At 64.1% G+C, this 25,817-nt stretch carries 25 protein-coding genes; 14 read left to right on the forward strand and 11 right to left on the reverse strand.

Annotation, left to right across the window (positions count from 1 at the left end):
* Positions 1-142: 142 nt before the first annotated feature.
* Together NFG58_RS14710 and NFG58_RS14715 are read left to right on the forward strand one after the other, a co-directional pair.
* Positions 143-1,903: a POTRA domain-containing protein gene (locus NFG58_RS14710; protein ID WP_124804185.1), complete on the forward strand. Its 1,761-nt coding sequence runs from the start codon at positions 143-145 to the stop codon at positions 1,901-1,903.
* 461 nt (positions 1,904-2,364) lie between these two features.
* Positions 2,365-3,849 (forward strand): YfcC family protein, encoded by a 1,485-nt coding sequence (locus tag NFG58_RS14715; protein ID WP_222568565.1) that lies wholly within the window; start codon positions 2,365-2,367, stop codon positions 3,847-3,849.
* Between the two features lie 103 nt (positions 3,850-3,952).
* Here the strand turns inward: NFG58_RS14715 and NFG58_RS14720 are convergent, their stop codons facing one another.
* From NFG58_RS14720 to NFG58_RS14730, 3 genes are all read right to left on the reverse strand, one after another.
* A complete protein-coding gene (locus NFG58_RS14720) occupies positions 3,953-4,288 on the reverse strand; it encodes a zinc ribbon domain-containing protein YjdM (RefSeq protein ID WP_348814591.1) in 336 nt (111 codons plus the stop codon).
* A 107-nt stretch (positions 4,289-4,395) separates the two neighbouring features.
* On the reverse strand, positions 4,396-5,085 hold the full coding sequence (locus NFG58_RS14725; protein ID WP_108449038.1) for a hypothetical protein: 690 nt from the start codon (positions 5,083-5,085) through the stop codon (positions 4,396-4,398).
* Between the two features lie 75 nt (positions 5,086-5,160).
* Positions 5,161-5,640: a YbhB/YbcL family Raf kinase inhibitor-like protein gene (locus NFG58_RS14730; RefSeq protein ID WP_348826843.1), complete on the reverse strand. Its 480-nt coding sequence runs from the start codon at positions 5,638-5,640 to the stop codon at positions 5,161-5,163.
* 257 nt (positions 5,641-5,897) lie between these two features.
* Between NFG58_RS14730 and NFG58_RS14735 the strand changes: the two genes are divergently transcribed.
* Positions 5,898-6,359 carry a flavodoxin family protein gene (locus tag NFG58_RS14735; protein WP_348826844.1) on the forward strand — a complete coding sequence of 154 codons (462 nt, stop codon included), beginning with the start codon at positions 5,898-5,900 and terminating at the stop codon, positions 6,357-6,359.
* Between the two features lie 467 nt (positions 6,360-6,826).
* Positions 6,827-7,357 (forward strand): hypothetical protein, encoded by a 531-nt coding sequence (locus NFG58_RS14740; RefSeq protein ID WP_108133213.1) that lies wholly within the window; start codon positions 6,827-6,829, stop codon positions 7,355-7,357.
* A 97-nt stretch (positions 7,358-7,454) separates the two neighbouring features.
* Here the strand turns inward: NFG58_RS14740 and fadA are convergent, their stop codons facing one another.
* Positions 7,455-8,633, reverse strand: a complete 1,179-nt coding sequence (gene fadA / locus NFG58_RS14745; protein WP_045992964.1) for an acetyl-CoA C-acyltransferase FadA — start codon at positions 8,631-8,633, stop codon at positions 7,455-7,457.
* 23 nt (positions 8,634-8,656) lie between these two features.
* Complete coding sequence (gene fadB / locus NFG58_RS14750) at positions 8,657-10,816, reverse strand: fatty acid oxidation complex subunit alpha FadB (protein WP_348826845.1); 2,160 nt, start codon at positions 10,814-10,816, stop codon at positions 8,657-8,659.
* Between the two features lie 232 nt (positions 10,817-11,048).
* On the opposite strand from fadB, the gene NFG58_RS14755 reads away from it, so the two are divergent.
* Positions 11,049-12,473 carry a DUF5924 family protein gene (locus NFG58_RS14755; protein ID WP_348826846.1) on the forward strand — a complete coding sequence of 475 codons (1,425 nt, stop codon included), beginning with the start codon at positions 11,049-11,051 and terminating at the stop codon, positions 12,471-12,473.
* Between the two features lie 123 nt (positions 12,474-12,596).
* Positions 12,597-13,043 (forward strand): transcriptional regulator SlyA, encoded by a 447-nt coding sequence (gene slyA, locus NFG58_RS14760; RefSeq protein WP_045992966.1) that lies wholly within the window; start codon positions 12,597-12,599, stop codon positions 13,041-13,043.
* A gap of 145 nt (positions 13,044-13,188) precedes the next feature.
* Here the strand turns inward: slyA and NFG58_RS14765 are convergent, their stop codons facing one another.
* Positions 13,189-13,719 (reverse strand): preprotein translocase subunit YajC, encoded by a 531-nt coding sequence (locus tag NFG58_RS14765; RefSeq protein ID WP_348826847.1) that lies wholly within the window; start codon positions 13,717-13,719, stop codon positions 13,189-13,191.
* 111 nt (positions 13,720-13,830) lie between these two features.
* Here NFG58_RS14765 and NFG58_RS14770 point away from each other — a divergent pair, with 111 nt between their 5' ends.
* Positions 13,831-14,277 (forward strand): universal stress protein, encoded by a 447-nt coding sequence (locus tag NFG58_RS14770; protein ID WP_045992968.1) that lies wholly within the window; start codon positions 13,831-13,833, stop codon positions 14,275-14,277.
* A gap of 191 nt (positions 14,278-14,468) precedes the next feature.
* Here the strand turns inward: NFG58_RS14770 and NFG58_RS14775 are convergent, their stop codons facing one another.
* Positions 14,469-16,412 carry an ATP-binding cassette domain-containing protein gene (locus tag NFG58_RS14775; RefSeq protein WP_348826848.1) on the reverse strand — a complete coding sequence of 648 codons (1,944 nt, stop codon included), beginning with the start codon at positions 16,410-16,412 and terminating at the stop codon, positions 14,469-14,471.
* A gap of 200 nt (positions 16,413-16,612) precedes the next feature.
* On the opposite strand from NFG58_RS14775, the gene NFG58_RS14780 reads away from it, so the two are divergent.
* The 3 genes from NFG58_RS14780 (at position 16,613) to NFG58_RS14790 (ending at position 19,313) form a co-directional block, all read left to right on the forward strand.
* Positions 16,613-17,482: a TatD family hydrolase gene (locus tag NFG58_RS14780; RefSeq protein WP_231498675.1), complete on the forward strand. Its 870-nt coding sequence runs from the start codon at positions 16,613-16,615 to the stop codon at positions 17,480-17,482.
* A gap of 1 nt (position 17,483) precedes the next feature.
* Positions 17,484-17,963, forward strand: a complete 480-nt coding sequence (locus NFG58_RS14785) for a hypothetical protein (protein ID WP_348826849.1) — start codon at positions 17,484-17,486, stop codon at positions 17,961-17,963.
* Between the two features lie 339 nt (positions 17,964-18,302).
* Positions 18,303-19,313 carry an MBL fold metallo-hydrolase gene (locus NFG58_RS14790; protein ID WP_348826850.1) on the forward strand — a complete coding sequence of 337 codons (1,011 nt, stop codon included), beginning with the start codon at positions 18,303-18,305 and terminating at the stop codon, positions 19,311-19,313.
* A 9-nt stretch (positions 19,314-19,322) separates the two neighbouring features.
* On the opposite strand, the gene NFG58_RS14795 is transcribed toward NFG58_RS14790, so the two are convergent.
* On the reverse strand, positions 19,323-19,877 hold the full coding sequence (locus NFG58_RS14795; RefSeq protein WP_348826851.1) for an elongation factor P hydroxylase: 555 nt from the start codon (positions 19,875-19,877) through the stop codon (positions 19,323-19,325).
* 423 nt (positions 19,878-20,300) lie between these two features.
* Between NFG58_RS14795 and NFG58_RS14800 the strand changes: the two genes are divergently transcribed.
* The 3 genes from NFG58_RS14800 to NFG58_RS14810 all read left to right on the forward strand — a co-directional run bounded on the left by NFG58_RS14800 (position 20,301) and on the right by NFG58_RS14810 (position 23,629).
* Entirely contained in the window at positions 20,301-21,740 is a 1,440-nt protein-coding gene (locus NFG58_RS14800; RefSeq protein WP_315900882.1) for an MATE family efflux transporter, read from the forward strand.
* A gap of 2 nt (positions 21,741-21,742) precedes the next feature.
* Positions 21,743-22,813: a DUF3080 family protein gene (locus NFG58_RS14805; protein WP_286984868.1), complete on the forward strand. Its 1,071-nt coding sequence runs from the start codon at positions 21,743-21,745 to the stop codon at positions 22,811-22,813.
* A 102-nt stretch (positions 22,814-22,915) separates the two neighbouring features.
* Entirely contained in the window at positions 22,916-23,629 is a 714-nt protein-coding gene (locus tag NFG58_RS14810) for a hypothetical protein (RefSeq protein WP_045992975.1), read from the forward strand.
* An 87-nt stretch (positions 23,630-23,716) separates the two neighbouring features.
* On the opposite strand, the gene tusA is transcribed toward NFG58_RS14810, so the two are convergent.
* Positions 23,717-23,971 carry a sulfurtransferase TusA gene (tusA, locus tag NFG58_RS14815; protein ID WP_045992976.1) on the reverse strand — a complete coding sequence of 85 codons (255 nt, stop codon included), beginning with the start codon at positions 23,969-23,971 and terminating at the stop codon, positions 23,717-23,719.
* A 26-nt stretch (positions 23,972-23,997) separates the two neighbouring features.
* Between tusA and NFG58_RS14820 the strand changes: the two genes are divergently transcribed.
* Positions 23,998-24,285 carry an antibiotic biosynthesis monooxygenase family protein gene (locus NFG58_RS14820; RefSeq protein WP_045992977.1) on the forward strand — a complete coding sequence of 96 codons (288 nt, stop codon included), beginning with the start codon at positions 23,998-24,000 and terminating at the stop codon, positions 24,283-24,285.
* A gap of 31 nt (positions 24,286-24,316) precedes the next feature.
* On the opposite strand, the gene rlmM is transcribed toward NFG58_RS14820, so the two are convergent.
* Positions 24,317-25,390, reverse strand: coding sequence for a 23S rRNA (cytidine(2498)-2'-O)-methyltransferase RlmM (gene rlmM, locus NFG58_RS14825; protein WP_286984870.1), 1,074 nt, complete (start codon positions 25,388-25,390; stop codon positions 24,317-24,319).
* Positions 25,380-25,817, reverse strand: coding sequence for a DUF2721 domain-containing protein (locus NFG58_RS14830; RefSeq protein ID WP_108449027.1), 438 nt, complete (start codon positions 25,815-25,817; stop codon positions 25,380-25,382). Before NFG58_RS14830 ends, rlmM begins: the two co-directional genes overlap by 11 nt.

A 25,817-nucleotide genomic window follows, 5' to 3' on the forward strand; every position in this document is an offset into this window, starting at 1 on the left:
CAGCCATGCCAGACGCAGGCCCGATACCCCCGCGGGTATCGGGCCTTTTCTTGAGGTCAAACCCAACACCAGTCCAGACGCTGTTCATAACAATATTCGAGCCCCCTTGAGGGGCCTCTACCAGGGATCGACAAGGAAGCCTATGCCAAGCACTACGCCGCAACCAACGCCCTACACCAAGCCGCCTACCCCGCCACGTTCGCGATACAGTCCCCTTCCACTAGTGATGGCCGCCGGCAGCCTGCTGGCCGTGTCCCCCCTCCAGGCCCAGCAGACGCTGGAGACCGTCGACGACATCATCGAAAATCGCCGGCTGGCGCCACAACAGCGCAGCGTGGAAACCGAGGTTGACCTGCCCAGCGACGCCAGCGCCGGCATCCCTGCCCGCGTCACCGTGCGTCACGTGCGCTTCATCGGCGACAGCGTGCTGGATCTGGCCGAACTGAGTCAGGGACTTCAGGCCATGATCGGGCAGAGTGTGAGCCGAGAGGCCATCGAGGCCGAAGTCCAGGCGATCACCGACGCCTACCAGGATGGCGGCTATCCGCTGTCCTTCGCCTACCTGCCAACCAACAACTTTCGTGACGGCAACGTGCGCATCGTACTGGTGGAGGGGCATATCGCCCGTACCGAGATCGTGGTGGACGATGACCCCGTGGCGGGCCGGGTGGAGAAACTGGTCCAGCCATTGCTGGAAGAACGCCCTCTGACGCGCAGCACCTTTGAGCGTGTCAGCGGGCTGATCGAGCGAATTCCCGGTGCCAGCCTGACCTTGAAGGCACCGGTGCCGCGCACCCCCAGCGGCGCCACTACCCTGCGTGTCGAAGAACGTCGTATCGATCATTTTGACTATTCGGGCAACCTCAGCGGCGGCGATGAGCAGGACGCCGTCTTCATCAACAGGGTCTCGACCCAGAGCCTGACTACCTGGGGCGACAGCCTGGGCTTCTCCTGGCTGTGGCCCATCGACAACGACAACGAGCTCTACGCGTTGGACTATCGTACCGATATCGGCAACGACGGCCTGACCCTGACCGCCTCCGCCGACAGCTATGACGGTGAGGACGAGGAGAATCTGATCTACCTGCTCGACGGACAGCGCTTCGATCTGCGCCAGGATCAGGATACCGACCGCAGACGCTATCGCCTGGGGCTGTCCTACCCCTTGCTGCTGTCACGTTCCTCGAGCCTGACCCTGGGCGGCGCCTTGCGTCACCACGACGAGACCAAGACCACATCACTCAGCTTCGAGGAACAGACTCTCAACCAACTGGTCGAGGAATCCGAGTATTCGGCCGCCGATCTGGACCTGAACTATCGCACCCAGCGTGGACGTCAGTTCTGGCTGGCCTCGCTGGCCCTGCGCCAGGGCATGGATCTGGGGGCCAACGAGCAGCAGCGCCGGCTCAACGGTACACCGCTTGCCGACAACGGAGATCTACACTTCACCCGCTGGCAGCTGGACGCCCAGTACAGACGCCTGTATGGCGATCACTGGCGCCTTACCGCCAGCGCCAATGGTTTCTACTCCGACGATGCGCTGCCGGAACCCGAGCGCGGCAACTACGGTGGCCAACGCTTCGGTCGCGGCTATGACGCCGGCCAAGCTGAGGGCGACTACGGTTTCGCCGGGGCGCTGGAACTACGCTATCTGCAGCCTGTGAATAGCGCCTGGCTTTCGCGCGTCGAGCCCTACCTGGTGCTGGATGGTGCCCGCACCGAGTTTCAGGAGCGCGACGCGGATAGCCACCTGGCCTCGGCGGCGGCCGGCGTCAGTCTGGGCAAAGGACGTCTGTACGGCCTCACCCTGGAGTACGCCGAGCCCATCGGCGATCGTGACCTCGAGACCGATAGCCGCGAGGGTCGCATCAACGCCCGCCTGACCTGGAACTTCGAAGGCTGATCTCTGGGCTATGGGTGAACTCGCCAGGGGCCGCCACACCGGGCCCCTGGCCATATCACCCGACCCAAGGCCCTCATTTACGGCAGGGTCGGCCACTCGCTCAGTCGGCCTCCCGGCCGTCCTTCCAGCCGCCCTTTCAACCGCCCTGTCAGCCGACCCCAGCGCCACTTCCTATTGCCCTGCACACGACAACCCTGCGCGTGTCTCGTCGTGGAGCGAGACCGCGTGCGGTGAAACATTGGGGTCGTCTCGTTTCTTGAGCCAGGCCAGCAAATTTACCTCTCATCTCGCCGCATCGTCGCCGTCCTTGCAGCGGATCAAGCATTGTGCCGACCCAAGTCCCGACAGACTGTCGAGGCCCGTAGACTCGAAGACAGGCGGTCACACAAGGGCCGTCTGTCCCTGATCACACCGACAACAAAAGAGCCTACACCATGACCTTCTGAAACGAGGAAACCGAGATGGAAACGCAAGCGACCTCCTCCAAACGGCGCTCCGGCCTGCGCATGCCCACGGTCTATACCCTGCTCTTTGTGATCACCGCGCTGGTGGCGGTGCTGACCTGGGTCATGCCCGCCGGCAAGTACGACTACCATGTGGAAGGCAGCGATCAGGTCATTGCTGCCAGCGACGTGCTCGACTATCAGGGTGACGGCCGCCTGTTGCCGATTCCCGGCACCTACCAGGTGCTGGAAAGCTCCCCCCAGGGGCCTTTGGATGTGCTGGTGGCACCGATCCAGGGATTCCACAAGGCCGTGGACGTTGCCCTGTTCGTGCTGGTCATCGGCGGCTTCCTGGCGGTGACGATGCGCTCGGGCGCCCTAGATGCCGGGATCGGCGCGGTGGTCGAGCGCTTTGGCGGGCGCGAGCAGTACCTGATTCCCGTACTGATGGTGCTGTTTGCCCTCGGTGGGTCCACCTACGGCATGGCCGAGGAAACGGTCGCCTTCTGGGCCATCATCCTGCCGGTGATCACCGCCGCCGGCTACGACCGCATGGTGGCCGCAGGCATCATCCTGCTCGGCTCCGGCACCGGTGTGCTGGCCTCCACCGTCAACCCCTTCGCCACCGGCATCGCCTCGGGCTTCGCCGGCCTGCCGATCGGCGCCGGTATCACCCTCCGGCTGGTGCAGTTCGTGATCCTGGTGTCGCTGGCTATCTGGTTCGTGATGCGCTACGCCGCGCGGATCAAGCGCGACCCGCAGCGCTCGGTGCTGGCGGACCTGCATCTGGCGGCCGCCCCTCAGGCCAAGGATGCCGCCTCGACCCAGGCGTTTACCCTGCGCCACAAGCTGACCATGACGGTGTTTTTCATGACCTTCGGGATCATGGTCTACGGCGTCGTGCCCTGGGAAGACATGGGCATCACGGCTTTTCCGACCCTGTGGTGGTGGTTCGATGAACTCTCCACCCTGTTCCTGAGCGCTGCCATCCTGATCGCCCTGATCAATCGACAGTCCGAATCCGACTTCATCGAGACCTTCCTCGATGGTGCCAAGGACCTGATCGGCGTGGCCCTGGTGGTGGCCGTGGCACGCGGCATCTATGTGGTGATGGACAACGGCGTGATCATCGACACCATCCTCAATTGGGCCGAAGGCGCGGTAGCCGGCCTGTCCTCGGGACTGTTCGTGGTGGTGGCCTACGTGGTCCACATCGTGCTGAGCTTCTTCATCCCATCGACTTCGGGGCTGGCCACGGTGTCCATGCCGCTGATGGCGCCACTGGCCGACTTCTCGGGCGTGGATCGCGAACTGGTGGTCACCGCCTTCCAGTCCGCCAGCGGCTGGATCAACATGTTCGCTCCCACCGCCGCCCATCTGGTCGCCGGACTGGCGCTTGCCAAGATACCCTACGAGCGCTTCGTCAAGTGGGCGCTGCCTTATATCCTGATGACCCTGGGAGTCACCACCGTGACATTGTTCGTGGGCGCCAGCCTCACCTGAGCACAGGTCGCGTCAGGGCAACCAACGCAAGTCGAGCATAAAAAAACGCCAGCGCTTTCCAAGCGCTGGCGTTTGCCCTTGCATGACGCCTCAAGGGCCGCATTCAGGCCTTCTTGACGTACATCGACTTGAGCTTCATGGCACCGATGCCATCGATCTTGCAGTCGATGTCGTGGTCACCATCGACCAGGCGGATGTTCTTCACCTTGGTGCCGACCTTGACCACCGAGGAAGAGCCCTTGACCTTCAGATCCTTGATCACGGTGACGCTGTCGCCGTCGCTCAGCACATTGCCGTGGGCGTCACGCACCTCGTCACCGCTCTCATCGGGCTCGGCGTTCAACGACCATTCGTGGCCGCACTCGGGACAGACCAGGGAATGGCCATCCTCGTAGCCGTATGGGGACTCACAGGCGGGACAGGGGGGCAGGTCGCTCATGACACTCTCGCAGGTGGGAAAAGCGAAGACGGTACTCTGCCCCCCGCCGGATTGCCAGTCGTCCAATGGAAGGAGAGCCTTGTCAGGCGCTGTCTTCCTATTGCTCCCTATTCCTCCTTATCTTCCTTTTCCGCCTTTTCGCCCTCGCCTTGGGCCTGGCGCTCGTGAATGCGCTTGATATCGGCCTTCAGGGCCCGCCGCTGACGGCGTGTACTGAACTGCAGAGTGTCCCAGGTTTCGGGCACCAGGGTGCAGGAATCCTCGCTCTGGTGAAACACGAAACGCCGCTCGGCACCGATCGGCAGGTTCTCCGAACAGTACGTGCCGATCACCCGTACACAGACGGCCTTGAATACCAGCCCATCCCGCGACTCGTCGATGTCGGCGATGGTGGTAATACGTTCCTTCAAGGCATTGAACGAACCGATATGAACGAAGCCACCGCTGTCCAGCGGACCCTGGTGGGTACAATGACTGGCGTTGTGGCCAGCTTCCTGCTGATCTTCATCATCATCAAGATCCGCCTCGTGGTCACTGACATCCAGCGTCCAGTCACCTTCCGAGGTCTCCAGCGTCATCATGATATGTTGCAAGTAGATGGGCTCGGCGCTCATGTTGCTGATCACACACAGCGCATCCAGATTCTTTCGCTTGCCGCGATTGATGATCAGCCGGGGTCGACGCTGGCGGCGAAAGCCAAAGTACAGAAGCTGCGCGTAGATCAGCCAGATCATGAAGGAGCCGACGCTGGCCAGCGTCTGCAATACGTCCTTGTGGGCAGAAATCCATTCGTACATGGGCGTCATCCTTGAACGAGAAGCCCGTTAAAAACGGGCTTCAGTACGTCATGTTCTGATGGTGGCCGAAGCGCCTCAGGCGTCGCGCTGATAGCTCCCCACCAGCCGATTCATGCCGAGCAGGTGCGGCTCGACCTCGGACAGCAGTTCATTCATGCCGAGGCCCTCCGGCAGGTTCGTCTCGGTGTCCAGCGCCAGTACCCAGAAGTAGTAGCGGTGCACGCCATGCCCTTCCGGCGGCATCGGACCATTGAAACCGAGGTTGCCGGCGTCGTTGACTCCTCGGGTGCCTTCCTCGGTGGCCTCCTCCAGCGAGGAGAGAGACGCCGGCAGGTTGTAGAGCACCCAGTGAACAAAGCCGTAGCATCCCTTCTGGACCAGCGGCGCGTCGGGGTCGTGACAGATGACCGCCACCGACTTGGTACCCTCGGGCAGGCCGTCCCAGGCCAGCGCCGGAGACAGGTCTTCTGCCTCCTGGGAGTGCCGTGCGGGGATGGCGCCATCATTGTCGAAGGCGGTGCTGGTCACTCTTAGCGAAGAAAGCGCAAAGGGCATGGTGATATCCTCCCTGGATCGAAATGGTTCACAATCTGCAAAGGGCGTCTGCGTGATGTTCATGCCACCGCTAGGCGATATTTCACCGCGGCAGCCATGTCCAGCCTTGACGAGTCGCCCCGGGCTGTCAAACCCGCATGTCTTTGACATGATGATGATCCCCCATGGCTTCAAGGGGGCAGCCGGAAGATCGACGCACTGAACCGTCGCTCGCCGCTCTAGCCACCATCCTCGCACCAACCTTGCCGGAGCCCTGCATGAAACGTCTGCTGATCGTCGCCCATGCACCCTCGCCCAACACCCTGGCACTAAGGGAAGCGGCCGAGCGTGGCGCCCGCCATCCGGACATCGACGGCGTGGACGTCCAGGTACTGGCGCCGCTCGATGCTGGCCCCGAGGATGTCAGGAAAGCGGACGCCATCCTGCTTGGCACCACCGAGAACCTCGGCTACATGAGCGGTGCCCTCAAGGATTTCTTCGATCGTAGCTATTACCCCGTGCTGGAACACACCCAGGGGCTGCCCTGCGTGCTGTACATCCGCGCGGGTCACGACGGCACCGGCACGCAGCGGGCGGTGGAAAGCATCGTCACCGGTCTACGCTGGAAATGGGTCCAGGCGCCACTGGTGCTGCGGGGTGAATGGCAGGACGACTTCATCGGTCAGGTAGAAGAACTCGCCATGACCCTGGCGGCGGGGCTTGATGCGGGGATCGTGTAAGGCGCAAGCAGGCACTACCCATCGCCGCAAGCGGCGCCGACAAAGGCACCGTCCAGCACCATCCAGAATCGAGAAGCCCCGCTACCGAGCCGCCGTCTGGTCAGCGCCTTGGCGCTATGCTCTGCCGGAGGAGACGTTCGAATAGACCTGACGTCGCGATCGACTCGCCGTCCCCTTGCTTGCCGCAGCGAACGGAAATGTCGCCAAGACCTCACAACTATGCACCATCACATCGCCAATAGCGTATTAGCTTGGTCGCATAAAGCCTCGGCATTGCCAGGCCACGATCCCTGTAGAGACACTCTCACCAACGTACAGATGGGCCTTTGGCAAGATGCCTGATGTCGCCCGGACTGTGCGTCACTCACTCGATACTCGTCCGTTCAAGGGATGCCGTAAATCACGGCGAGGTCGGGGTCTACAGGGAAGTACAACGGCTCCGGCCTACGGAGCCACAGGAGATGCGCATGGATGCACAGCAGACGCTGGAGGACCTACCGATCGAATTCGAAGGTCCCTCCTACACCGGTGATACTGTCTTTGGCTATCTGGTCATTGCGGTGTCGCTGATTGTCTTGATCATCGCCGTTCTGATCATCATTTTCGGCCCCGAGTACGTCAGCGTATCGATCGCCCGCGGCCCCACCTTCACCCAGTTCTGGCAGCTCTACCCGGGCCCTATCGCTACCGTCGCGGGGATCGTGACGCAGCTTGGCTGGATGTTGGTCAAAAAGCAGGATGAGGTATTGTCAGAGGAGGTCTTGGATCGTGTACGCCGGCTCCTCCCGGCCTCCGCCGAGATGCCCGAGGGCCATCGGTTCGTGTTGACCCACCTCGCCGGACATCGCTACAGGGTGGAACTCGAGGAAGTGGTCGAACCATCGGACCAGCAGAACCCGCCGGACAACGTCGGTCAGATCGTGCCACTGGGACGAGGAGGCGCCATGGTGCGCCTCTGCCACGATCAGATGATGGCCACGGCAGCATCCAGCGGTTGAATGACTTGCGCGTGTACACTGCACTCTCGCAACAACGCCGGCACTGTCAGACAGTGCCGGCGTTTTCCGCTCTGCTCCGCCCGAAGGCGGCAAGAGTTCAGTCGAGGCGTTCGAACACGGTCGCCACGCCCTGCCCCATGCCGATACACATGGTGGCGAGACCCAGGCGGGTGTCCTGGCGCCGCATCACGTTCAGCAGGCTGTTGCTGATACGGGTGCCGGAGCAGCCCAGCGGGTGACCCAGGGCGATGGCGCCGCCGTGCAGGTTGACCTTCTCGTCCATCACGTCGAGCAGCCCCAGGTCCTTGAGTACCGGCAACGCCTGGGCGGCAAAGGCTTCGTTGAGCTCCACCGTGTCGATGTCATCGATGCTCAGTCCCGCCGCCTTGAGCGCCTTCTGGGACGCCGGTACCGGGCCATAGCCCATGATCGAGGCGTCGCAGCCGGACACTCCGGTGGAAAGCACCCGAGCAATCGGCGAAAGACCAAGGGCCTGGGCGCGTTCGTAGCTCATCACCAGCATGCCACTTGCGCCCACCGACAGTGCCGAGGAGGTGCCGGCGGTGACGGTACCGCCACGCGGATCGAACACCGGCTTGAGGCCCGCCATGCTGTCCAGGCTGGCCTCGGGACGAATCACCTCGTCACGCTTGACCAGAATCCGGCGGCCGTCGGCGTCATGGCCTTCCACACCGATGATCTCGCGGTCAAAGGCGCCGCTCTGCTGGGCCTCGTAGGCACGCTGATGGGAGCGTACGCCGAAGCTGTCCTGCTGCTCGCGGGAGATGCTGTGCAGCTTGCCCAGCAATTCGGCGGTCATGCCCATCATCATCGCTGCCTTGGCGGCGTGCTTGCTGGCGCTGGGGTTGACGTCGATGCCGTGGGTCAGCGGGATGTGCTCCATATGCTCGACGCCACCGACCAGGTAGACGTCACCCATGCCGGCCTTGATGTTGGCGGTGGCGATGTGCAGTGCGCTCATCGACGAGCCACACAGGCGGTTGACCGTCTGGGCCGGCACGCTGCGCGGCATGGCGGTCATGATCTGGGCGTTGCGTGCGACGTTGAAGCCCTGCTCCAGGGTCTGGTTGACGCAGCCCCAGATGACGTCATCCACCTCGCCGGGATCAACGGCGGCGTTGCGCTCGAGCAGCGCATTCATCACCGCCGCCGACAGGTTCTCGGCACGCACGTGGCGGAAGCCACCGTTCTTGGCCTTGGCCATGGCGGTACGGGCACCATCGACCACCACCACATCTCTCGGGTTCAAGCTCATCTGTCTTCTCCTGTCTGGTGGGGTCACTTGGCGTCGGCGTAGAAGGTCTTGCCACTGTTGGCCATCTCACGCAGGCCATCGGTGGGCGCATAAAGCGGCCCGAGCTCCTCGGCCAGGCTGTCGGCCAGGGCGACGAATTCGGCCACGCCCATGGCATCGATATAGCGCAGTGCACCACCTCGGAAGGGAGGGAAGCCGATGCCGTAGATCAGCGCCATGTCGGCCTCGGCCGGGGTGCCGACGATGTCATCTTCGAGACAGCGCACGGTCTCCATGCACAGCGGCACCATCATCCGAGCGATGATCTCTTCGTCGGAGAACTCGTGGTTCTCGCTGACCACCTGCTTGACCAGCTCGATGGCGGCCTCGTCGCTGACCTTCCTGGGCTTGCCCTTGCGATCCTCTTCGTAGGCGTAGAAGCCCTTGGCGTTCTTCTGCCCCAGGCGATCGTTGTCGAACATCACCTGAATGGCGGTCTTGGCGTCACGCGCCATGCGGTCGGGGAAGCCTTCGGCCATCACCGCATTGGCGTGCACCGCGGTATCCATGCCGACCACGTCGAGCAGATAGGCCGGGCCCATCGGCCAGCCGAACTTCTCCATCACCTTGTCGACGCGCTGGTAGTCGGCACCCTTCTCGACCAGCAGGCTGAAACCGCCGAAATAGGGGAACAGCACGCGATTGACCAGGAAGCCCGGGCAGTCGTTGACCACGATCGGCGTCTTGCCCATGGCCTTGGCGTAGGCCACGGTGGCGGCCACGGCAGCGTCGCTGGTCTTCTCGCCACGGATGACCTCGACCAGCGGCATGCGGTGCACCGGGTTGAAGAAGTGCATGCCGCAGAAGTTCTCGGGACGCTTCAGGTTCTCGGCCAGCCGGGTGATCGAGATGGTCGAGGTGTTGGACGCCAGGATGGTGTTATCGCCTACCTGCTGCTCGACCTCGCTGAGCACCGCACCCTTGACCTTGGGGTTCTCGACCACCGCCTCGACCACCAGGTCGACATTGTCGAAATCACCGTAGGACAGCGTCGGACGAATGTTGGCGAGCTTCTCGGCCACGCCTTCGACGGACAGCTTGCCGCGGGAGGCCTGCTTGCCGAACAGCTTGCGCGCCTCCTTGAGGCCCAGCTCGATGGCGTCTTCCTTGATATCCTTCATCAGGATCGGGGTGCCCTTGGAGGCGCTCTGGTAGGCGATTCCGCCGCCCATGATGCCGGCACCGAGCACCGCCGCCTGGCGCACCGGTTGCGCCTTGCTGGCGTACTTGCCGCCCTTCTTCTTGACCACCTGGTCGTTGAGGAACAGCCCGACCAGGTTGTAGCAGACGTCGGTCTTGGCCATATTGCAGAAGGCCTTGGCTTCGATTGCCTGGGCCCGCGCACGACCTTCACCGGCGCCCTTCTGGATCACCTTGATGGCTTCCACCGGCGCCGGATAGTGCGGCCCGGCCTTGCCGGCGACATATCCCTTGGAGGTCTCGAACACCATCATCTGCTCGACCGGATTGAGGTTCAGCGCGCTGTTCTTTTCCTCGCGCCGGGCCTTGAAGTCGAGTTCGCCGGCGTTGGCTCGCGCCAGCATGTCGAGCGCCGCTGCCTCGAGGTCATCGGCGGGCACCACCGCATCCACGGCGCCGACCTTGAGGCAGGCCTCGGCACGGTTCTCGGTGCCGCCGGCGATCCACTCGATGGCGTTGTCGGCGCCGATCACCCTGGGCAGACGCACGCAGCCGCCCCAGCCGGGGACGATTCCGAGCTTGGTCTCGGGCAGGCCGATCTTGGCGTCAGGCGTCATCACGCGGAAGTCGGTGGACAGCACCACCTCACAGCCGCCACCGAGGGCCAGACCGTTGATCGCGCTGACCGTCGGGAAGGGCAGGTCCTCGAGGCCATTGAAGATGCCGTGGACCTGCTCGAGCATACCCTGGATCTCCGCCTCGTCCTTGCCGAACATGGCGTGAAACTCGGTGATGTCGGCACCGACGATGAAGGCGTCCTTGGCACTTTTCAGCATCAGGCCCTTGACGCCGCTCTCGCCGCGTACCGCGTCCAGCGCTTCGCCCAGCTCCTTGATCACCGCGCCAGAGAGCTTGTTGACCGATTCATCCTTCAAGTCGAAGGTCAGAGTGGCGATATCGTCGCCATTGCGAGCCACCGAAATGGCATTGCCTTGATAGATCATCCACGCATCTCCACTGAAGTCATGCCGTGTCATCCGGAAAGGGCCCGACAATCGATGGGCCAGGCGACATTCATACGCCCGTTTGATTTCGCCAGCTTGGTGCAAAGATTCACTTCCGTCAACCCCTACCAATACCTTAGAGGGCTTGCGAGGCGTTGAAGCATGCAGCGGCGCTTCACCAGCGTTTAAGCATACTGATAGCATGCCCCTCCCAGCCGCCGCGGACCACGCCATGCCCTCCTCGCCCCCTCAGCGCACCACCCTCAACGCGACGCAGCGATTCATCGAGACCTGGGTAGCGCGTCTGCGGCCCTGGCACTGGCTGTGGCCACCGCTGGCCTTCGCTGCCGGTGTCGCCAGCTTCTTTCTGGTCGAGCGCCAGCAGTGGCTCGGCGTGTTGCTGGCCGGGGGCATGTTGCTGGCCTGGACCCTGCTGCTGTCGGAGAGTCTGATCGGACGCCTGATGGTGAGGCGCGGCTATCCTGCCCTGCCCCGTGGCGTCACCACCTTCATCGCCCAGATGATCCACCAGGAGACGCTGTTCTTCGCCCTGCCCTTTCTGGTCGCCACCACGGTGTGGAGCAGCGGTCAGGCGCTGTTCACCCTGTTCATGCTTGGCATGGCGGTGCTGTCCATCGTTGATCCGCTCTACTACCGACTGGCCGAACGCAAGCGCTGGCTCTACTTCGTGTTCCACGCCCAGTGCGTGTTCCTGGTGGTGCTGGTGACCCTGCCGCTGGTACTGCACCTGAGTACCGGTCAGAGCATGCTGGCGGCCGCCGTGGCCATGGTGGTATTCAGCCTGCCGAGTCTGTTGCATCTGCTGCGCCCCATGAGTCCCGCCCGCTGGCTGGCGATGTTCGCGCTGCTGCCGTTATTGGCCGGGGTCGCCTGGCTGGGCCGGGTGTGGGTGCCGCCGGCGACCCTGTGGTTGTCCGGCAGCGCCCTGTCGCCGGCCTTCGACGAGGCCGCACGCACGCCGCAGGGCTCCATGGCGCTGACACCGGAGGCGCTGTCGTCCCGAGGGCTCTATGCCTACACCGCAATCCATGCGCCACGCGGCTTGAAGGAAGAGGTGGTACACGAGTGGCGCCACGAGGGAGAACTCGTCGACCGCATCGCGCTGAATATCTACGGCGGACGCGCCGAGGGCTATCGCGCCTGGACCCGCAAGCAGAACTTCCCCGAGGCCAGCAGCGGCAGCTGGCGCATCGATGTGATGACCGCCGGCGGCCAACGTATCGGCGTACTGCGCTTCGAGGTTGCCGAAGACCCTGGGGCGGCGACCACCGCCGACGCCAGCATCGATACCCAGGCGGGCATTCCCGGCCTCAGGCTACGCTGGTTGACCGCCCGCCCCGAGGGACAGCAGGAGACACCGGACATGGCATCCGACAAGGCACGCCAGCAAGAGCCGCCGAATCACGAGGAGCCAGCCCCTGCTGAAGAGGATGCGGAGGGTGAGCCGAAAGATGACACGGGACAAAGCGGCGAGACGAGGGAGAGCGGCACCGGAGGCGATCCGCCGGCTGATCATGAAGGCGGTCACAAGGGAAACGGCGATCAAGCGCCAGACGCAGACGACGATGAAGTGGCGCAAGGAAACGATGATACAAAAGCCGCCAACCGTGAGGCGGAAGCAGGCGACAGCCGATGAGCGGCTGTACCCCCGAAGAGTGAATCTAAGGTGCGTATTCGGCGCAAAGGAGGGAGTTGGCTTGCATTACCGCCGCTGCGTTCGGACAATCAAATCATTTGCAGCCTTGCGATCTTGATCACTATGAACGAGAACATCGGATTTCAACTGTCTCGGGCACCACGCATCTGGCGTGCGGTGCTCGATCAGCGCCTCGCTCCGCTGGGACTGACCCAGACGCGGTGGGTGACGCTCTATCATCTGTGGCGCATGCCGGACGGGCAGCCCCAGTGCGACCTGGCGCGGGCCATCGGCGTCGAGGCGCCGTCGCTGGTCAGGACGCTGGATCAGCTTTGCGAGCAGGGCCTGGTCGAGCGCTGTCCCTGTGACCAGGATCGCCGCACCAAACGCGTGCACCTGACCAAGCAGGCGACGCCTCTGCTCGAGAAGATCGATGCCATCGTGCAACAGGCCAGGGAAGAGATGCTCAAGGGGCTGGACGAGCAGGAACAGGAAAGACTCAGCGACATGCTCAGCCGTATCGAGGCCAACGGTCAGGCCTTGCTGACGCCGGACGATTGCCAGCGCTGACACCTGAGCCCGACGAGTCCAACAAGAGCCTCGCCGAGATCGCCTTCACGGCCCGCCCTGACACCTGGGCCGGATACCCAGCATGCCGCAGCCCTGTTCGATCCTGGGTGGTCGATCGCCATCGTCCAAGTTAGAGCCGCCAATATCAGGGCGGCGAGTTCGGCAAATTGGCGGCGGGACGATCCGGACGTCCCTGCAGGGCGTCGCGTAGCGCCGTCGCAGGCGCCGCCAGGCTGCCGAAGGCGTCGGCCTCCAGCGACTCTTCCCACCACAGCGTCAAGGCCTTGTCGCTGGATTCGACCACGCAGGCGTCCTCGGGCAACTGGGTCAGCAGACGCGACAGTCGCGCATTGATCACCGATGGCAACGGCTCCAGCGGCTGAATCCGCCAGCGCCAGCTATTGTCGTAGTCGAACGACTTGAGCGCCTCGCTGGCACGTTCTGTGCGTACCAGCACAAAACGTGGGCCAGGCCGCTGGCTCGGATAGACCCAGCGATAGGCCGCCATCTTGTCGGTCTCGCCGTGCAGCGGTGGCGTCTCCAGCTTGACGCTGGCCCCCGCCTCGATCGCCACCTGGCGCAGCGACCCCTGACGACGCTCTCGGGCGGTGGGGCGCAGCCACATGGCCGGGGCAAAGACCATTCCTACCACCCCCAGGATCAGCAGCCACAACATACGGTTTCCTCAGAAAAATCGTTGATCATCAGCATTGTTTTGACGGGACTGGCGGCCTAGAGTGGAAGCACAGACCTTTTCTCAACCGACCGCCGCTGGAGGCGTAGTCCCGTGAGCAATGAATATCGTCATGTGCTGGTGGCCGTGGACCTCACCAAGGACTCCCACAAGATCCTCGAACGCGCGCTGCAGATCGCCGATCGCAACCACGCGAAGCTGTCGATCATGCATACGCTGGAGCCCCTCGGCTTTGCCTACGGGGGCGACATCCCCATGGACCTGACCAGCATCCAGGACCAGTTGGACGACCATGCCAAGCAGCGCCTGGCCGAGATCGCCGATGCCCACGTGGCGCGCGACGACCAGCACGTGGTCGTCGGCATGCCCGATACCGAGATCCATCGCTTCGCCGATGAGCACGACGTCGACCTGATTGTGGTCGGCTCCCACGGCCGTCATGGCTTCGCCCTGCTGCTCGGCTCCACCTCCACCGGCGTGCTCCATGGTGCTCAGTGCGACGTACTAGCCGTGCGCGTCGGCAAGGAAAGCGAAGAGTAACCCCAGCGGTTGACCGGATCGCACCTCGCGGCAACCGCATCGCGCCCACTGCCCCGTTCATTCCCGGGAGCTTGCCCTCGCCCGTCCACCCAAGCGGTGGACGGGCGAGCTTTTTTCGCAAGGCTCCTTTCGCGAGGCGCCTATCGAGCGACTCCTCGGTGCCCCGCCGACGGGCCAGAGCGCGTCCGTGTCTACTCGCCGGCGGCCATGGCCTCGAGTTCCATCCAGCGCTCCATGACCGCGTCGAGGCGTTCCTGAGTCTCCTGCAGCAACGCCAGACGCTCGGTGACCACACCGGATGGCTGCTGGTAGAAGTCGGGCTTGCCCGCCTCCGCCTCGAGCTCGGCCACCTCAGACTCCAGCCGCTCGATCTCCGCCGGAAGGCCATCGAGCTCCCGCTGCAGCTTGTAGGATAGCTTGACCGGCTTGGCCTTGGCTGGCGCTGCGGCCGTGTCCGCCGTATCCGTCTTGCTGGATGCCGGCGCCGGTGCCGCGTCATCCGCGGTCGGCTCCACCCGCTGGCGCGCCGCCCCCTCCCAGGGCGCCGGCGGCAACTTGCCGCCCTGGCGGACCCAGTCGCTGTAGCCACCGACGTACTCGCGTACCTGCCCCCTGCCTTCGAAGGCCAGCACGCTGGTCACCACGTTGTCCATGAAGGCGCGGTCGTGTGATACCAGCAACAGGGTGCCGTCGAAGTTGAGCAACAATTCCTCGAGCAGCTCCAGGGTCTCGACGTCCAGGTCATTGGTCGGCTCATCGAGCACCAGCACGTTGGCCGGCTGGGTGAACAGCTTGGCCAGCAGCAGGCGGTTGGACTCGCCCCCGGACAGTGCCTTGACCGGCTGACGCGCACGCTCCGGCGAGAACAGAAAGTCCTGCAGGTAGCTCATCACGTGGCGGTCCTTGCCACCCACCGTGACCCGATCACTGCCCTGGGCCACGTTGTCGTAGACGGTGCGCTCAGGCTCGAGCCCGGCCCGGAGCTGGTCGAAGTAGGCGACCTGAAGCTTGGTCCCCAGCCGCACCGTGCCTTCGCTCGGCTCGAGTTCGCCCAGCAGGATCTTCAACAGGGTGGTCTTGCCGGCGCCATTGCGCCCGATCAGACCGATACGATCCCCACGCTGAATCTCGATATTCAGGTCACGGATGACCGTCGCGTCCTCGAAGTGCTGGGTGACGTGAGACAGCTCCACCACCCGCTTGCCGCTGCGTTCGCCGGTATCTACCGTCAGCGAAGCATTGCCCTGGCGCTCGCGCCGCTGGCTGCGTTCGCGGCGCAACTGCTCGAGCGCCCTCACCCGTCCTTCGTTGCGCGTACGTCGGGCCTTGATCCCCTGACGAATCCAGGCTTCTTCCTGGGCCAGTTTCTTGTCGAACTCGGCGTTCTCCCGGGCCTCGACCTCGAGCTCGTGCTGCTTCTGGGCCTGGTAGGTGGCGTAGTCACCGGGATAGCGCCCGAGCTTGCCACGATCCAGCTCGAGGATGCCGGTGGCCAGACGCGACAGAAAGGCGCGGTCGTGGGTGATGAACAGCACCGCTCCGGCAAAGGCGGCAAGCTGTTCCTCGAGCCAGGCGATGGTATCCAGGTCCAGGTGGTTGGTCGGCTCATCGAGCAGCAGCAGATCAGGTTCGGCGACCAGCGCCCGAGCCAGCGCCACCCGCCGGCGCCAGCCGCCCGACAGCGAGGACATCTCGGCGTCTTCGGGCAGCCCCAGGCGGGTCAGCACCACATCGATCCGCTGGTGGAACGACCAGCCGTCGATGGCCTCCAGCCGCGTCTGCAGCGTGGCCATGCGGTTCATGTCCGGTTCCTCGGACTGCACCAGATGGTGATACTCGGACAGCAGATCGCCGGCCTCGGGCAGGCCCTGGGCCACCACATCAAAGATGGTCTCGCCGCTGGCCTCGGGCAGGTCCTGCTCGAGCACCCCGATCTTGAGCCCTGGGGCGCGCCAGATGGTGCCGCTGTCGGCCTGATTCTCGCCCGCCACCAGTCTCAGCAGCGTGGACTTGCCGGTGCCATTGCGGCCCACCAGCGCCAGCCGCTCTCCCCGCTCGAGCACCAGGTCGGCACCGTCGAGCAACACATGGTGGCCATAGGCCAGTTGCAACTGCTCCAATCGTAGCAGGGTCACGCTTCACCTCTTCGCTTGATCATCGCGACAGTGTACCTCATGCCCCCCTCCTGCTGGCATGACCGATCCCACCTGAGAGTCAAAATCAGAGACTACGCGATCAGCGACATGGCCACCTCGAGCACCGCACCACGTGGTTGTGCCGCCGACACACAGGTACAATGCGCCTCCATCGAAATAGCCGCCCCAAGGAGACCGCGTTGTCCGTCCCAGACAAGCCTGCCCCAGACGAGACGCTGCCGAACCCGCTGCCGGAGCCGCTGCGCTTTCACTCGCCTGCCCCTCTGGTCGACATCGGCGCCAACCTGACCCACGAGAGCTTTACCCACGATATCGATGCCACCCTCGCCCGTGCCCGCGCGGCCGGCGTCGAGACGCTGATTCTCACCGGTACCGATCGTGAGCATGCCGAACAGGCGGTGGCCCTGTGCCAGGCCCACGAAGGCCTTTACGCCACCGCCGGCATCCACCCGCACCAGGCCAGCGAATGGGGTCCGGAGCTCGAAGCCGCCATGGCCGAGCTACACCAAAAGCCCCAAGTGGTCGCGGTGGGAGAATGTGGCCTCGACTTCAATCGCAACTTCTCGACCCCGGCCGAACAGGAACGCGCCTTCGAGGCGCAACTCGCCCTGGCTGCCGAGTCGGGGCTGCCATTGTTCCTGCACGAGCGCGACGCCGGTGCCCGAATGCGTGACATCCTCGGCGCCTGGCGAGATGATATTTCACGGGCGGTGATTCATTGCTTCACCGCGGATCGCGAGACGCTCCACGGCTACCTGGATCTTGACCTGCACATCGGCCTGACCGGCTGGATCTGCGACGAGCGCAGGGGCCATCATCTACGTGATCTGGTGGGCGACATCGCCGCCAATCGACTGATGGTGGAGACCGACTGTCCCTACCTGTTGCCGCGTAATCTGCCGGCCAAGCTCAAGGGCCGCCGCCACGAGCCGGCGCTGCTGCCCTGGATCGTGCGAGAGATCGCCCACTGGCGCGGCGAAAGCGAAGCTGAGCTTGCCGCCAGCAGCACCGCGACGGCCCGCGCCTTCTTCGATATCAAGGAGTCCTGACATGGGCGACATGCCTGCCTTTATCGCCGTGGAGACCGGCGGCGACGGCGATCTGCCCCTGGCCATCGCCTGGAGCCTCGACGATGGCCGCATCAAGCACACCCTGATCCAGCCCGACGAGGACTGGCTCGATGCCGAGACGGTGTCCCTCGGCGACTACAGCCGCGAGGAACTGGCCAGCATCGGCGTGAGTCCGCTGGACGTGATCCGTGAACTGGAAACCGATCACTTCAATGCCACCCTGCTGACTGCCGGCGTATTCGACGACGAGGCGGCCATCTCTCGGCTGTTCGACACCTACGGTCTCGACCCCTTCGTCGAGCTGGCCCCGGCAGAATCCCTCTATCCCGACCTGGATCCTGGCGAGTGGGCGCGCGTCCGCAACGAGCTGTTCGCCGAACTGGGCCTAGAGCCCATGCGTCCGGAGCAGGAGGTAGAGGTAATGTTGCATCTGCACAAGCGACTCAGCGACAGCGACTGAGTCCGCAAACGAAATGCAACCGCTGACGGTGCGACTCGGACCGTCAGCCCTCCCGACAGCCCTCCCGACAGTCTTCCCGCCAGCCCTCCCACCAGCCCACTCATAGCTCCATACCCTGTTACCAGGGCTTCAGGCGTTCTCGCGAACTATCGCTTGGTCACGAAGCAGTACCGCCCGTGCGGGCGCGAAGCTAAGCAGCGGCTGGCGTCACCCCGGTGTGGTGGTCGCGGTATACCTTGGTCGACTGGTCTCCTCCCTCCTCTCGAGCCAGGCTTGTTCTTCCCAACAAATCGAACTTAAGTGCGCTATACGAACAGCAAGCTTCGAGAGAGTGAGCCCATGCCCATTACTACGAACATTGCCACGAGCATTACGACGACCATTGCCACGTCTTTTGCCCAGCCCCGTCGTCTTGCCGGCCCCCGACCTACCCCCCGCGCCATCGCCACCTTCCTGGCCCTGGCCAGCGCAGCCCTTTTCAGCGCAACCCTGTCCACCGCCGCCCAGGCCGACACCAGTATCGTGATGCTGGGCACCGGCACCCCGGTACCCGACGGGGAGCGGGCCGGTTCGGGGGTCGCGGTCATCCATGATGGCGAGGCCTATCTCTTCGATGTTGGCCCCGGTGTCGTCGAGCGCGCCAGCCAGGCCCAGGAGCGAATGGGCATCGAAGCGCTCGCCCCGGTGAACATCGAGCGGCTGTTTCTGACCCACCTCCACAGCGACCATGTACTGGATTACCCGGAACTGCTCGGCACCTACTGGTGGCGCCGCGAACAGCCCATCTCGGTGGTCGGCCCGGTGGGTACCGAGGCCATGAGCCAAGGGGTCTACACCATGCTGGCCGAGGACACCAATACGCGCCTGGCCGACAAGAGCCCTGTCACCAATCCAGCGGCGGCCAGGGCCCTGGTGACCGAAATCGAGAAGGAGGGGCTGGTCCACGAGTCACCCGGCATCAGCATCCACGCCTTCGGGGTAACTCATGGAGACTGGGAGCAGGCCTACGGCTACAAGGTCGTCACCGATGACCTGACCCTGGTGATCTCGGGTGACACGTCGCTTTCCGAGGAAGTGCGTCGCCAGGCAAGCGGCGCAGACGTACTGATCCACGAGGTGATCAGCCGTCAGGGGTGGGAACAACTATCACCGCAGTGGCAGGCCTACCATCAATACGCCCACACGCTGAGCGATGAACTGGCAGAGTTGGCCCGGGAAGCGCGTCCCGGCACCCTGGTGCTGACTCATGTTCTGCACTACTCGGCCCCGCGGGAGAGCGTGCTTGACGAGGTTCGCGCCGACTATGATGGCAGGGTGCTGCTACCCGATGATCTTGACGTCATCGAGTGACCGACACCATCAGGCGATGGCAGGCTCGAGCTGCTCTCGTCCGAGCTCGATCGCCTCGCTCAACGCCAGCCCTTGCCGATAGAAGCCGCGCAGCGCGGCTTCGAAGGCTGCCGCACGGCGCGGCAGTCCTTCGTCACGGTAGCGGCGGGCACGCACTGCTACCCGTCGGGCGAAGCCTTCGCGATCGACCTCCACCTCGCCGAGGTTGTCGACGCTGACGTGAAAGGTCAGCCCGGCCGCCTCGCTGAAGATGCGCTCCAGCGCCTGGGGCGCCACCTCGACCTTCTCGAAGGCCTGCTGCTGCATCTCGCTGCGACCGTCAGGCTCGTACCAGTAGCCGTAGTCTTCCAGCAGTCGCCGACGCGGCCCGGCGATACACCAGTGACTGACCTCGTGCAGAACGCTGGCAAAAAAGCCCCGTGCGAAGATCACCCGATGCCAGGGCACCTGATCGTCGGCGGGCAGATACAGTGGCTCATCACCGCCACGCACCAGACGGGTATTGCAGGGGCCCAGGAACAGCCCATCGAACAGTTCGATCACGTCTTCCAGGCGGTGCTCCACGAGGGCTCCTTCACGTCGGGCGTTTGTCTCAAGCGGCGGCGGGTTGTTGACCAACGCCACTACCGAGCGATGTTGGCGAGGGCGCTTGCCAAGGGCGCCTGCCGAGAACAGTGGCCGATGCCGACTGGCGCGAGCCGGCAAGGATACCAAGGCTTGGCGCACAGCCAAACTCTCGAAGCGTTCGATTCTGGCGACATCGCTGGTTTGACTGACCAGACACCGATGACAGCGCTCCGCCTTGGCGCACTGGCAACTGGCCGCGCGGCGCCAAGATGGTGCATCGCTGGTACACTCTCACGGTACCCCGTGCCCCGAGTCGGCGCTTGCCCGGCGATCACCTCTTGGCCGTCTGTCCCGACAGCGACCCGCTGACTCAAGGCACCAGGGCAAGAAGCCCGTATTCTCTGCATGGAGCCCACCAACGTGCGTCCTTTCCCCACCGGCCTCGGCGCCACCAGCCGCCGCGAGAGCTGGCCCTTGATCCGTCTGGCATTGCCCATCTGTGGCGCCCAGCTGGCCCAGGCCGGCATGAGCGTCGTCGATATCATGATGACTGGCCGCCAGAGCGCCACCGATCTTGCCGCGGTCTCCGTCGGTGCCAGCCTGTGGATGCCCTTGATGCTGTTCATGACCGGCACCCTGATGGGACTGACCCCGATCGTCGCCCAACTGCTGGGAGGCGGGCGCCAGGCGGGCATTCGTCCCAACGTGCACCAGGCGCTGTGGGTGGGCCTGGTGCTGGGGCTGATCTCGGCGCTGCTGCTGCGCCTGGCGGTGGCGCCGGTATTCGCCTGGATGGAGGTCCCCTCCGAGGTAGCCGAACGCGCTCGTGACTATGTTGGCGCAGTGGCTTTCGGAATGCCCGGCGTCGCTATCTTTCTGGCACTGCGAGCGTTCTCCGACGGGGTCAATCATACCCGACCGGCGCTGTGGATCAGCCTGATCGGGCTGGCCGTGAATATTCCCAGCAACTATGTGCTGATCTACGGTGGTGACGGTTTCACTCGCCTGCTGGGCGACGCCACCCCCGGCTGGTTGGCCGACCTGCCGGCACTGGGCGCCTATGGTTGCGGCATCGCCACCGCCATCGCCATGTGGGTGATGACCCTGGCGATGATCCGCTACACCCAGAAGAGCCGCGCCTATGGCAGTATCGAGCTGTGGCACTCGCCCACCCGTCCGAATCCCCGGATGATTGCCGAATTGCTCTACGTGGGCGTCCCCATCGGTGTGGCGATCTTTGTCGAGGTCACCCTGTTCACCCTGATCGCGCTGTTTATCGCAAGCCTCGGCGAGATCGTGGTGGCCGCCCACCAGGTGGCGCTCAACTACACCTCGGTGCTGTTCATGCTGCCGCTGTCGCTGGGTATGGCCTTGACGGTGCGGGTCGGAAACACCCTCGGCGGTGGTGACCCTCGGCTGGCGCGACTGGTGGCCTGGAACGGCATCCTGATCGCGCTGTTGGTGGCGCTGTTCAACAGCCTGCTGCTGTGGCTGACGGCGGAGACCATCGTCGGGCTCTACACCCATAACGTCGAGGTCCAGGCACTGACCCTGTCGCTGGTGGGGCTGGCGATGCTCTATCAGGTATCGGATTCCCTGCAGGTGGCTCTCGCCGGCGCCCTGCGCGGCTACAAGGATACCCGGGTGATCATGTTCATCACCCTGCTGGCGTACTGGCTGGTCGGCCTCGGCGGCGGCCACCTGCTGGGACGCTACGGGGTTGGCGACTGGATCGAGCCGATGGGGGTACACGGCTACTGGATCGGGCTGATCGCGGGGCTGACCGTCGCCGCGCTGCTGCTCGGTGAGCGCTTCCGACGCAAGGCCCGAAGCGTTGCCAGGCGCGCGGAGGACGGCTGAGCATGAACGGCTTTCGTCCTGGCCGGTGGCGACCGCTGCTGCTCGCCTCCTGCCTGTCGCTGCTGGTGGGCTGTGGCGACTCGGCGCTGGAACGTGATCTGCTGGCCTATCAACAGCGGCTAGCCGAGGCACTCGACCAGCCACCACCGGAGCCCGCGCCGGTGGCCAACATCGGCGACTTCCCCGAACGCCGTCAGTTGACGCTCGAGATCCCGCCGATCAGGGAAGGCATGCTCGACGTCTTTGCCCTGCGCGGCTGCCATATCGCCAACCTGGTCGCCGAGCGCAACAACCAGCTTGGCAAGACCGCCGCCCCCAGCCAGCGCTGGCTCTACGAGCTGCGTCTGTGGCGCCGCCTCAGCGCCTGCTGGAACGCCGAGGCCGCCGACGCCCTGGCCGAGGGCGACCGCCAGCGTCTGGCTCGCCTGACCGACATCAAGACACGCCAGCTGCCGCTGGCCAGCTACAACGCCCTGGTCTCCTCCGAGGAGTGGACCGGCAGCTTCTCGCGGGCAAGCTCCCCCCTGCCTCTCGACGAACTCTCGGCGGTCGACGAGCAGCTTGCGGCGCTTGGCTATCTGAACGAAGCGGTCATCCACCAGTTCGACCGCCAGTGGACGCCAGAGTCCGGGCCACTGGAACAGGCGCTTGCCACCCTGCGGGATCGTCCACTGAGTGCCGAGCTGATGCGCGCCCTGATGCTGGCAAGCCAACGCCTCGAGGAAGCCAGTCGACTGCTTGAGCGCGCCCTCGCCTCCCGCCATGGCCCAGACAACGACCGGACCGGCGCTGATGCGGCATGTTCACAGACGACGACGCTGCCCGAGGAAGGCGACACCCTAGCGTCACTTGAGCGCCTCGAGACGCAGGCGCTACGCTGGTTCGCTGGCATGGACCGACTGCTGGACGCCCATGTGGCGGGCAGCCAGGCCTTTCAGGACTACCGCCGGCAATGGCTCGACCTGGACAGCGAAACCACGCCACTGGCAAGTTTCGTGCGCGTACGAGACGATCACCTGTGGTTGCGTCAGCAATGGCGTCAACGCTGTGATACCCACGAGGACTTACGCTAGTTGATGAGTCTGTGCTATTGATGAGAACAGGGACGTAGAGCGCAGCGTCCGGCCCCGGGCCGAGATGCGATGCCGTAAGCAAGCAGCCGCTGGAGGGAGATCATGGGCATTCCACTGTCACCCCGCCCCGCTCGGGTCATCGACCTGGAGAGCATGCGCCAACGCCAACTGGCCCGCAGACGCCTGGTTCGCCTGGCCCCGGAGCTCGATGGACTGGAGATGGTGTACCGACTCGACGCGCACCCGGATACCCTGTACGGCATGCCGATACTGGCCTGGGGGATGCGTGAGAACGGCGATATTGTCGGGCTGGTCCCGTGGATGGAGTCGCTGACGCCATGCGAGCAGCTCGACGATCCGGACCACGGTCACTTCGTCGGCTACCGTGATCCGGAAACCGAGGAGCTGTTCGACCAGCCCCCGGAACACAAGGAAATGGAACTGGCCCACGCGGCGGCCTACTTCGAATACGAGGATACCCGCGAAACCACCCTGATCCAGAGCCTGCCGGATCATCAGGGTACCCACGCCCTGTGCATGGACGAGGAAGGCGCGCCCTGGCAGCTCAAGCAGGTCTTCGGCTGGCGCCTGTACAGCGATGGCACCATCGAGTCCCTGCTGGCCGACGAGAACCTGATCGAAACCGTCCCGGTGCTGCCCGGCGACGCCTGTCTCTACCCGGGCCACAGCCGACACCGGGTGGTGTACTTCTTCCAGCGCCAGATCGCCAATCGTATTCGCCAGGAAGACCCGGCGACGCTGGAAGCCCTGGCCATGATGGTCATGCCTGACGACGATGAGGAAGCCGCGCCATAACGTAAGAAGGAGCGTCGGAAGGAGCGTCAGGATCAGCGTCACCACCAGGGAGGGGGCTCAAGCGTTGAGTCCCCTCCCTCGGCAATATCATCCCAGCCGGATAAAGTAGAAGTGCGAGCCATCTTCAAGACTGCGATGCTCCACCAGCTCGTGCCCGAGAAACTGGCAGAACTTGGGCACATCTCGGGTGGTCGCCGGATCTGTCGCCGTGACCTTGAGCACCTGGCCAGGACTCATGTCCCGCACCGCGTTGTGCATCATCATGATCGGTTCAGGGCAGAACAGACCGCTGGTATCCAGTTCCTTGTCGCTTGCGGGCAGCGCATCGGAAGAATCCACCATCAATACCTCGGAGTTGGAGTGAAAGCATGATCAAGATCATCATCGAGCGCCGCATCATGCCGGGCCTGGAAGAAGAATACGAGCAGGCCGCACGAGAGGCCATGCGCCAGTCGCTGGGCGCCGATGGCTTCTTCGGCGGCGAGAGCCTGGTCGAACAAGGACGCTCCGACCGCCGTCTGATGATCACCAAGTGGCGCGATCTGCGCGCCTGGAAGGCATGGTACAACAGCGAGGCCCGAGAAAGAGTGATGCAGCACGTCCAGCCGTTGCTGACCGAGGCCGAAAACGTCCGGATCTTCGAACCGGCCTACTGACCCACGCCCATCTGCTGCCCGTGTCGCCGTCTCAATCGAGGCGAACGTGCACGGTGACCTCTTCCCTGTCGTGATAGAGGTGACGACAGCGTATCTCGGCCCGAACCCCGGCCTCCTGCAAGCGTGACGCGAGGCCGGAAAGACACAGCGATACCTCCTCCCAGCGCTTCTTCATCGGCAGCTTCAAGTTGAACACCGCCTCGCGACACCAGCGCTGCAACAGCCAACGCTCCATCATGGTGATGACGCGCGAGGGCTTGTCGACGATGTCGCAGACCAGCCAGTCCAGGCGCATCGGCGGCTCCCACACGAAGCCATCCTCGCGCAGATGCTCGACCATGCCGCTGGCCATCAGGGCCTTGTCCATGGGGCCATTGTCGATGGCGTAGACCTGCATCCCCCGCTGCACCAGCTGCCAGGTCCAGCCCCCCGGGGCAGCACCAAGATCCGCCGCCTGCATGCCCTCCCCGAGTCGCTCGTCCCACTCGTCACGCGGCACGAATTCATGCCAGGCCTCCTCGAGCTTCAAGGTCGAGCGGCTTGGCGCGGCGTGGGGGAAGCGCAGACGTCGAATGCCGCCGGGGAATTCACTGCGATTGCCGGGAAAGCTCATCGCCAACTGGACCCGGTCACCGTCACGCCAGACCAGGTGCAGCCGTCGTCCTCCCGCCTTGCGCCGCAAGGCACCACGCTTCTTGAGCTGGGAGTTGAGCGGGCGTTCCAACGCCTTCAACAGGCTACTCAGCGCCTTGGCCTCGTTGGTATCCGGGGTCTCCTGCCAGATCGACTCGAAGCTCCAGCCACAGGCCTTGAGCTGCTCGAAGATGGGCGAGAGCCGATCGTCCCGGGACAGCGAGAGCTCCGGCAGGGCCAGCAACGACTGGCGGGCAAATACCAGCTCGTCGAGACGCAGGCGACGATGCAAGTCATTGGCCGGGTGCTCGCCGTCCATTCTGACCCTGACCAGCCCCTCCTCCATCAGGGGCTCGACGCTGGCGCCCTCGCCTTCGGCCAGGAACTCAGCGTGCAGGCGGTCGGTCAGCTCGGCGGCCAGGTCCGGCTCGAACCCCGGGCGACAGAACAGAAGGATTTGATCAGGCGTCATGAGTAAAGGTTCTCTTTCTCCAGTCGAGTCCGGCGCGTCCCTCTGCGGTCAGTTCGATATCCTTCAACTGAACGTTCAGGGCGTTGGTGGAGATCACCACCTCCCACAGCGAAAACACCAGGGATATCGACAGCGATGCCAGGCTGATGCCGAAAAGCAGCATACCCAGCGGCGTCCATGACAGGAACAGCGCAAACATCGACAGGGTACACAGCAGAAAAGCGAAAACCCCGGCGATCTGCATTCGCTTGGTCAGCGAGATGCGCCGGCGCAGTAGTCGGATCTGGGTGACGTGATCCTCTTCCCCCTCCTTTACCTGCTCCGCCAGCTTGCGGATCAGTCCGGCCAGGGTCAGGAAGCGATTGGTATAGGCCAGCAACAGCAATGAAATGGCGGGAAACAGCAGGGCCGGCGTGGTCAAGTTCAC

It is taken from the genome of Halomonas sp. RT37, from assembly GCF_040070525.1.
GTDB classification, from domain to species: domain Bacteria; phylum Pseudomonadota; class Gammaproteobacteria; order Pseudomonadales; family Halomonadaceae; genus Halomonas; species Halomonas litopenaei.

Excerpts from the sequence above, each read along its gene's own strand:
- NFG58_RS14755 (WP_348826846.1), top strand. The coding sequence starts at position 11,049 with ATGCCCTCCTCGCCCCCTCAGCGCACCACCCTCAACGCGACGCAGCGA.
- tusA (WP_045992976.1), bottom strand. The coding sequence starts at position 23,971 with ATGGTGGATTCTTCCGATGCGCTGCCCGCAAGCGACAAGGAACTGGAT.
- NFG58_RS14785 (WP_348826849.1), top strand. The coding sequence starts at position 17,484 with ATGGGCGACATGCCTGCCTTTATCGCCGTGGAGACCGGCGGCGACGGC.
- NFG58_RS14725 (WP_108449038.1), bottom strand. The coding sequence starts at position 5,085 with ATGTACGAATGGATTTCTGCCCACAAGGACGTATTGCAGACGCTGGCC.
- NFG58_RS14710 (WP_124804185.1), top strand. The coding sequence starts at position 143 with ATGCCAAGCACTACGCCGCAACCAACGCCCTACACCAAGCCGCCTACC.
- rlmM (WP_286984870.1), bottom strand. The coding sequence starts at position 25,390 with ATGACGCCTGATCAAATCCTTCTGTTCTGTCGCCCGGGGTTCGAGCCG.
- NFG58_RS14790 (WP_348826850.1), top strand. The coding sequence starts at position 18,303 with ATGCCCATTACTACGAACATTGCCACGAGCATTACGACGACCATTGCC.
- NFG58_RS14720 (WP_348814591.1), bottom strand. The coding sequence starts at position 4,288 with ATGAGCGACCTGCCCCCCTGTCCCGCCTGTGAGTCCCCATACGGCTAC.
- NFG58_RS14715 (WP_222568565.1), top strand. The coding sequence starts at position 2,365 with ATGGAAACGCAAGCGACCTCCTCCAAACGGCGCTCCGGCCTGCGCATG.
- slyA (WP_045992966.1), top strand. The coding sequence starts at position 12,597 with ATGAACGAGAACATCGGATTTCAACTGTCTCGGGCACCACGCATCTGG.
- NFG58_RS14735 (WP_348826844.1), top strand. The coding sequence starts at position 5,898 with ATGAAACGTCTGCTGATCGTCGCCCATGCACCCTCGCCCAACACCCTG.
- NFG58_RS14805 (WP_286984868.1), top strand. The coding sequence starts at position 21,743 with ATGAACGGCTTTCGTCCTGGCCGGTGGCGACCGCTGCTGCTCGCCTCC.
- NFG58_RS14820 (WP_045992977.1), top strand. The coding sequence starts at position 23,998 with ATGATCAAGATCATCATCGAGCGCCGCATCATGCCGGGCCTGGAAGAA.
- NFG58_RS14730 (WP_348826843.1), bottom strand. The coding sequence starts at position 5,640 with ATGCCCTTTGCGCTTTCTTCGCTAAGAGTGACCAGCACCGCCTTCGAC.
- fadB (WP_348826845.1), bottom strand. The coding sequence starts at position 10,816 with ATGATCTATCAAGGCAATGCCATTTCGGTGGCTCGCAATGGCGACGAT.
- NFG58_RS14765 (WP_348826847.1), bottom strand. The coding sequence starts at position 13,719 with ATGTTGTGGCTGCTGATCCTGGGGGTGGTAGGAATGGTCTTTGCCCCG.
- NFG58_RS14740 (WP_108133213.1), top strand. The coding sequence starts at position 6,827 with ATGGATGCACAGCAGACGCTGGAGGACCTACCGATCGAATTCGAAGGT.
- fadA (WP_045992964.1), bottom strand. The coding sequence starts at position 8,633 with ATGAGCTTGAACCCGAGAGATGTGGTGGTGGTCGATGGTGCCCGTACC.
- NFG58_RS14810 (WP_045992975.1), top strand. The coding sequence starts at position 22,916 with ATGGGCATTCCACTGTCACCCCGCCCCGCTCGGGTCATCGACCTGGAG.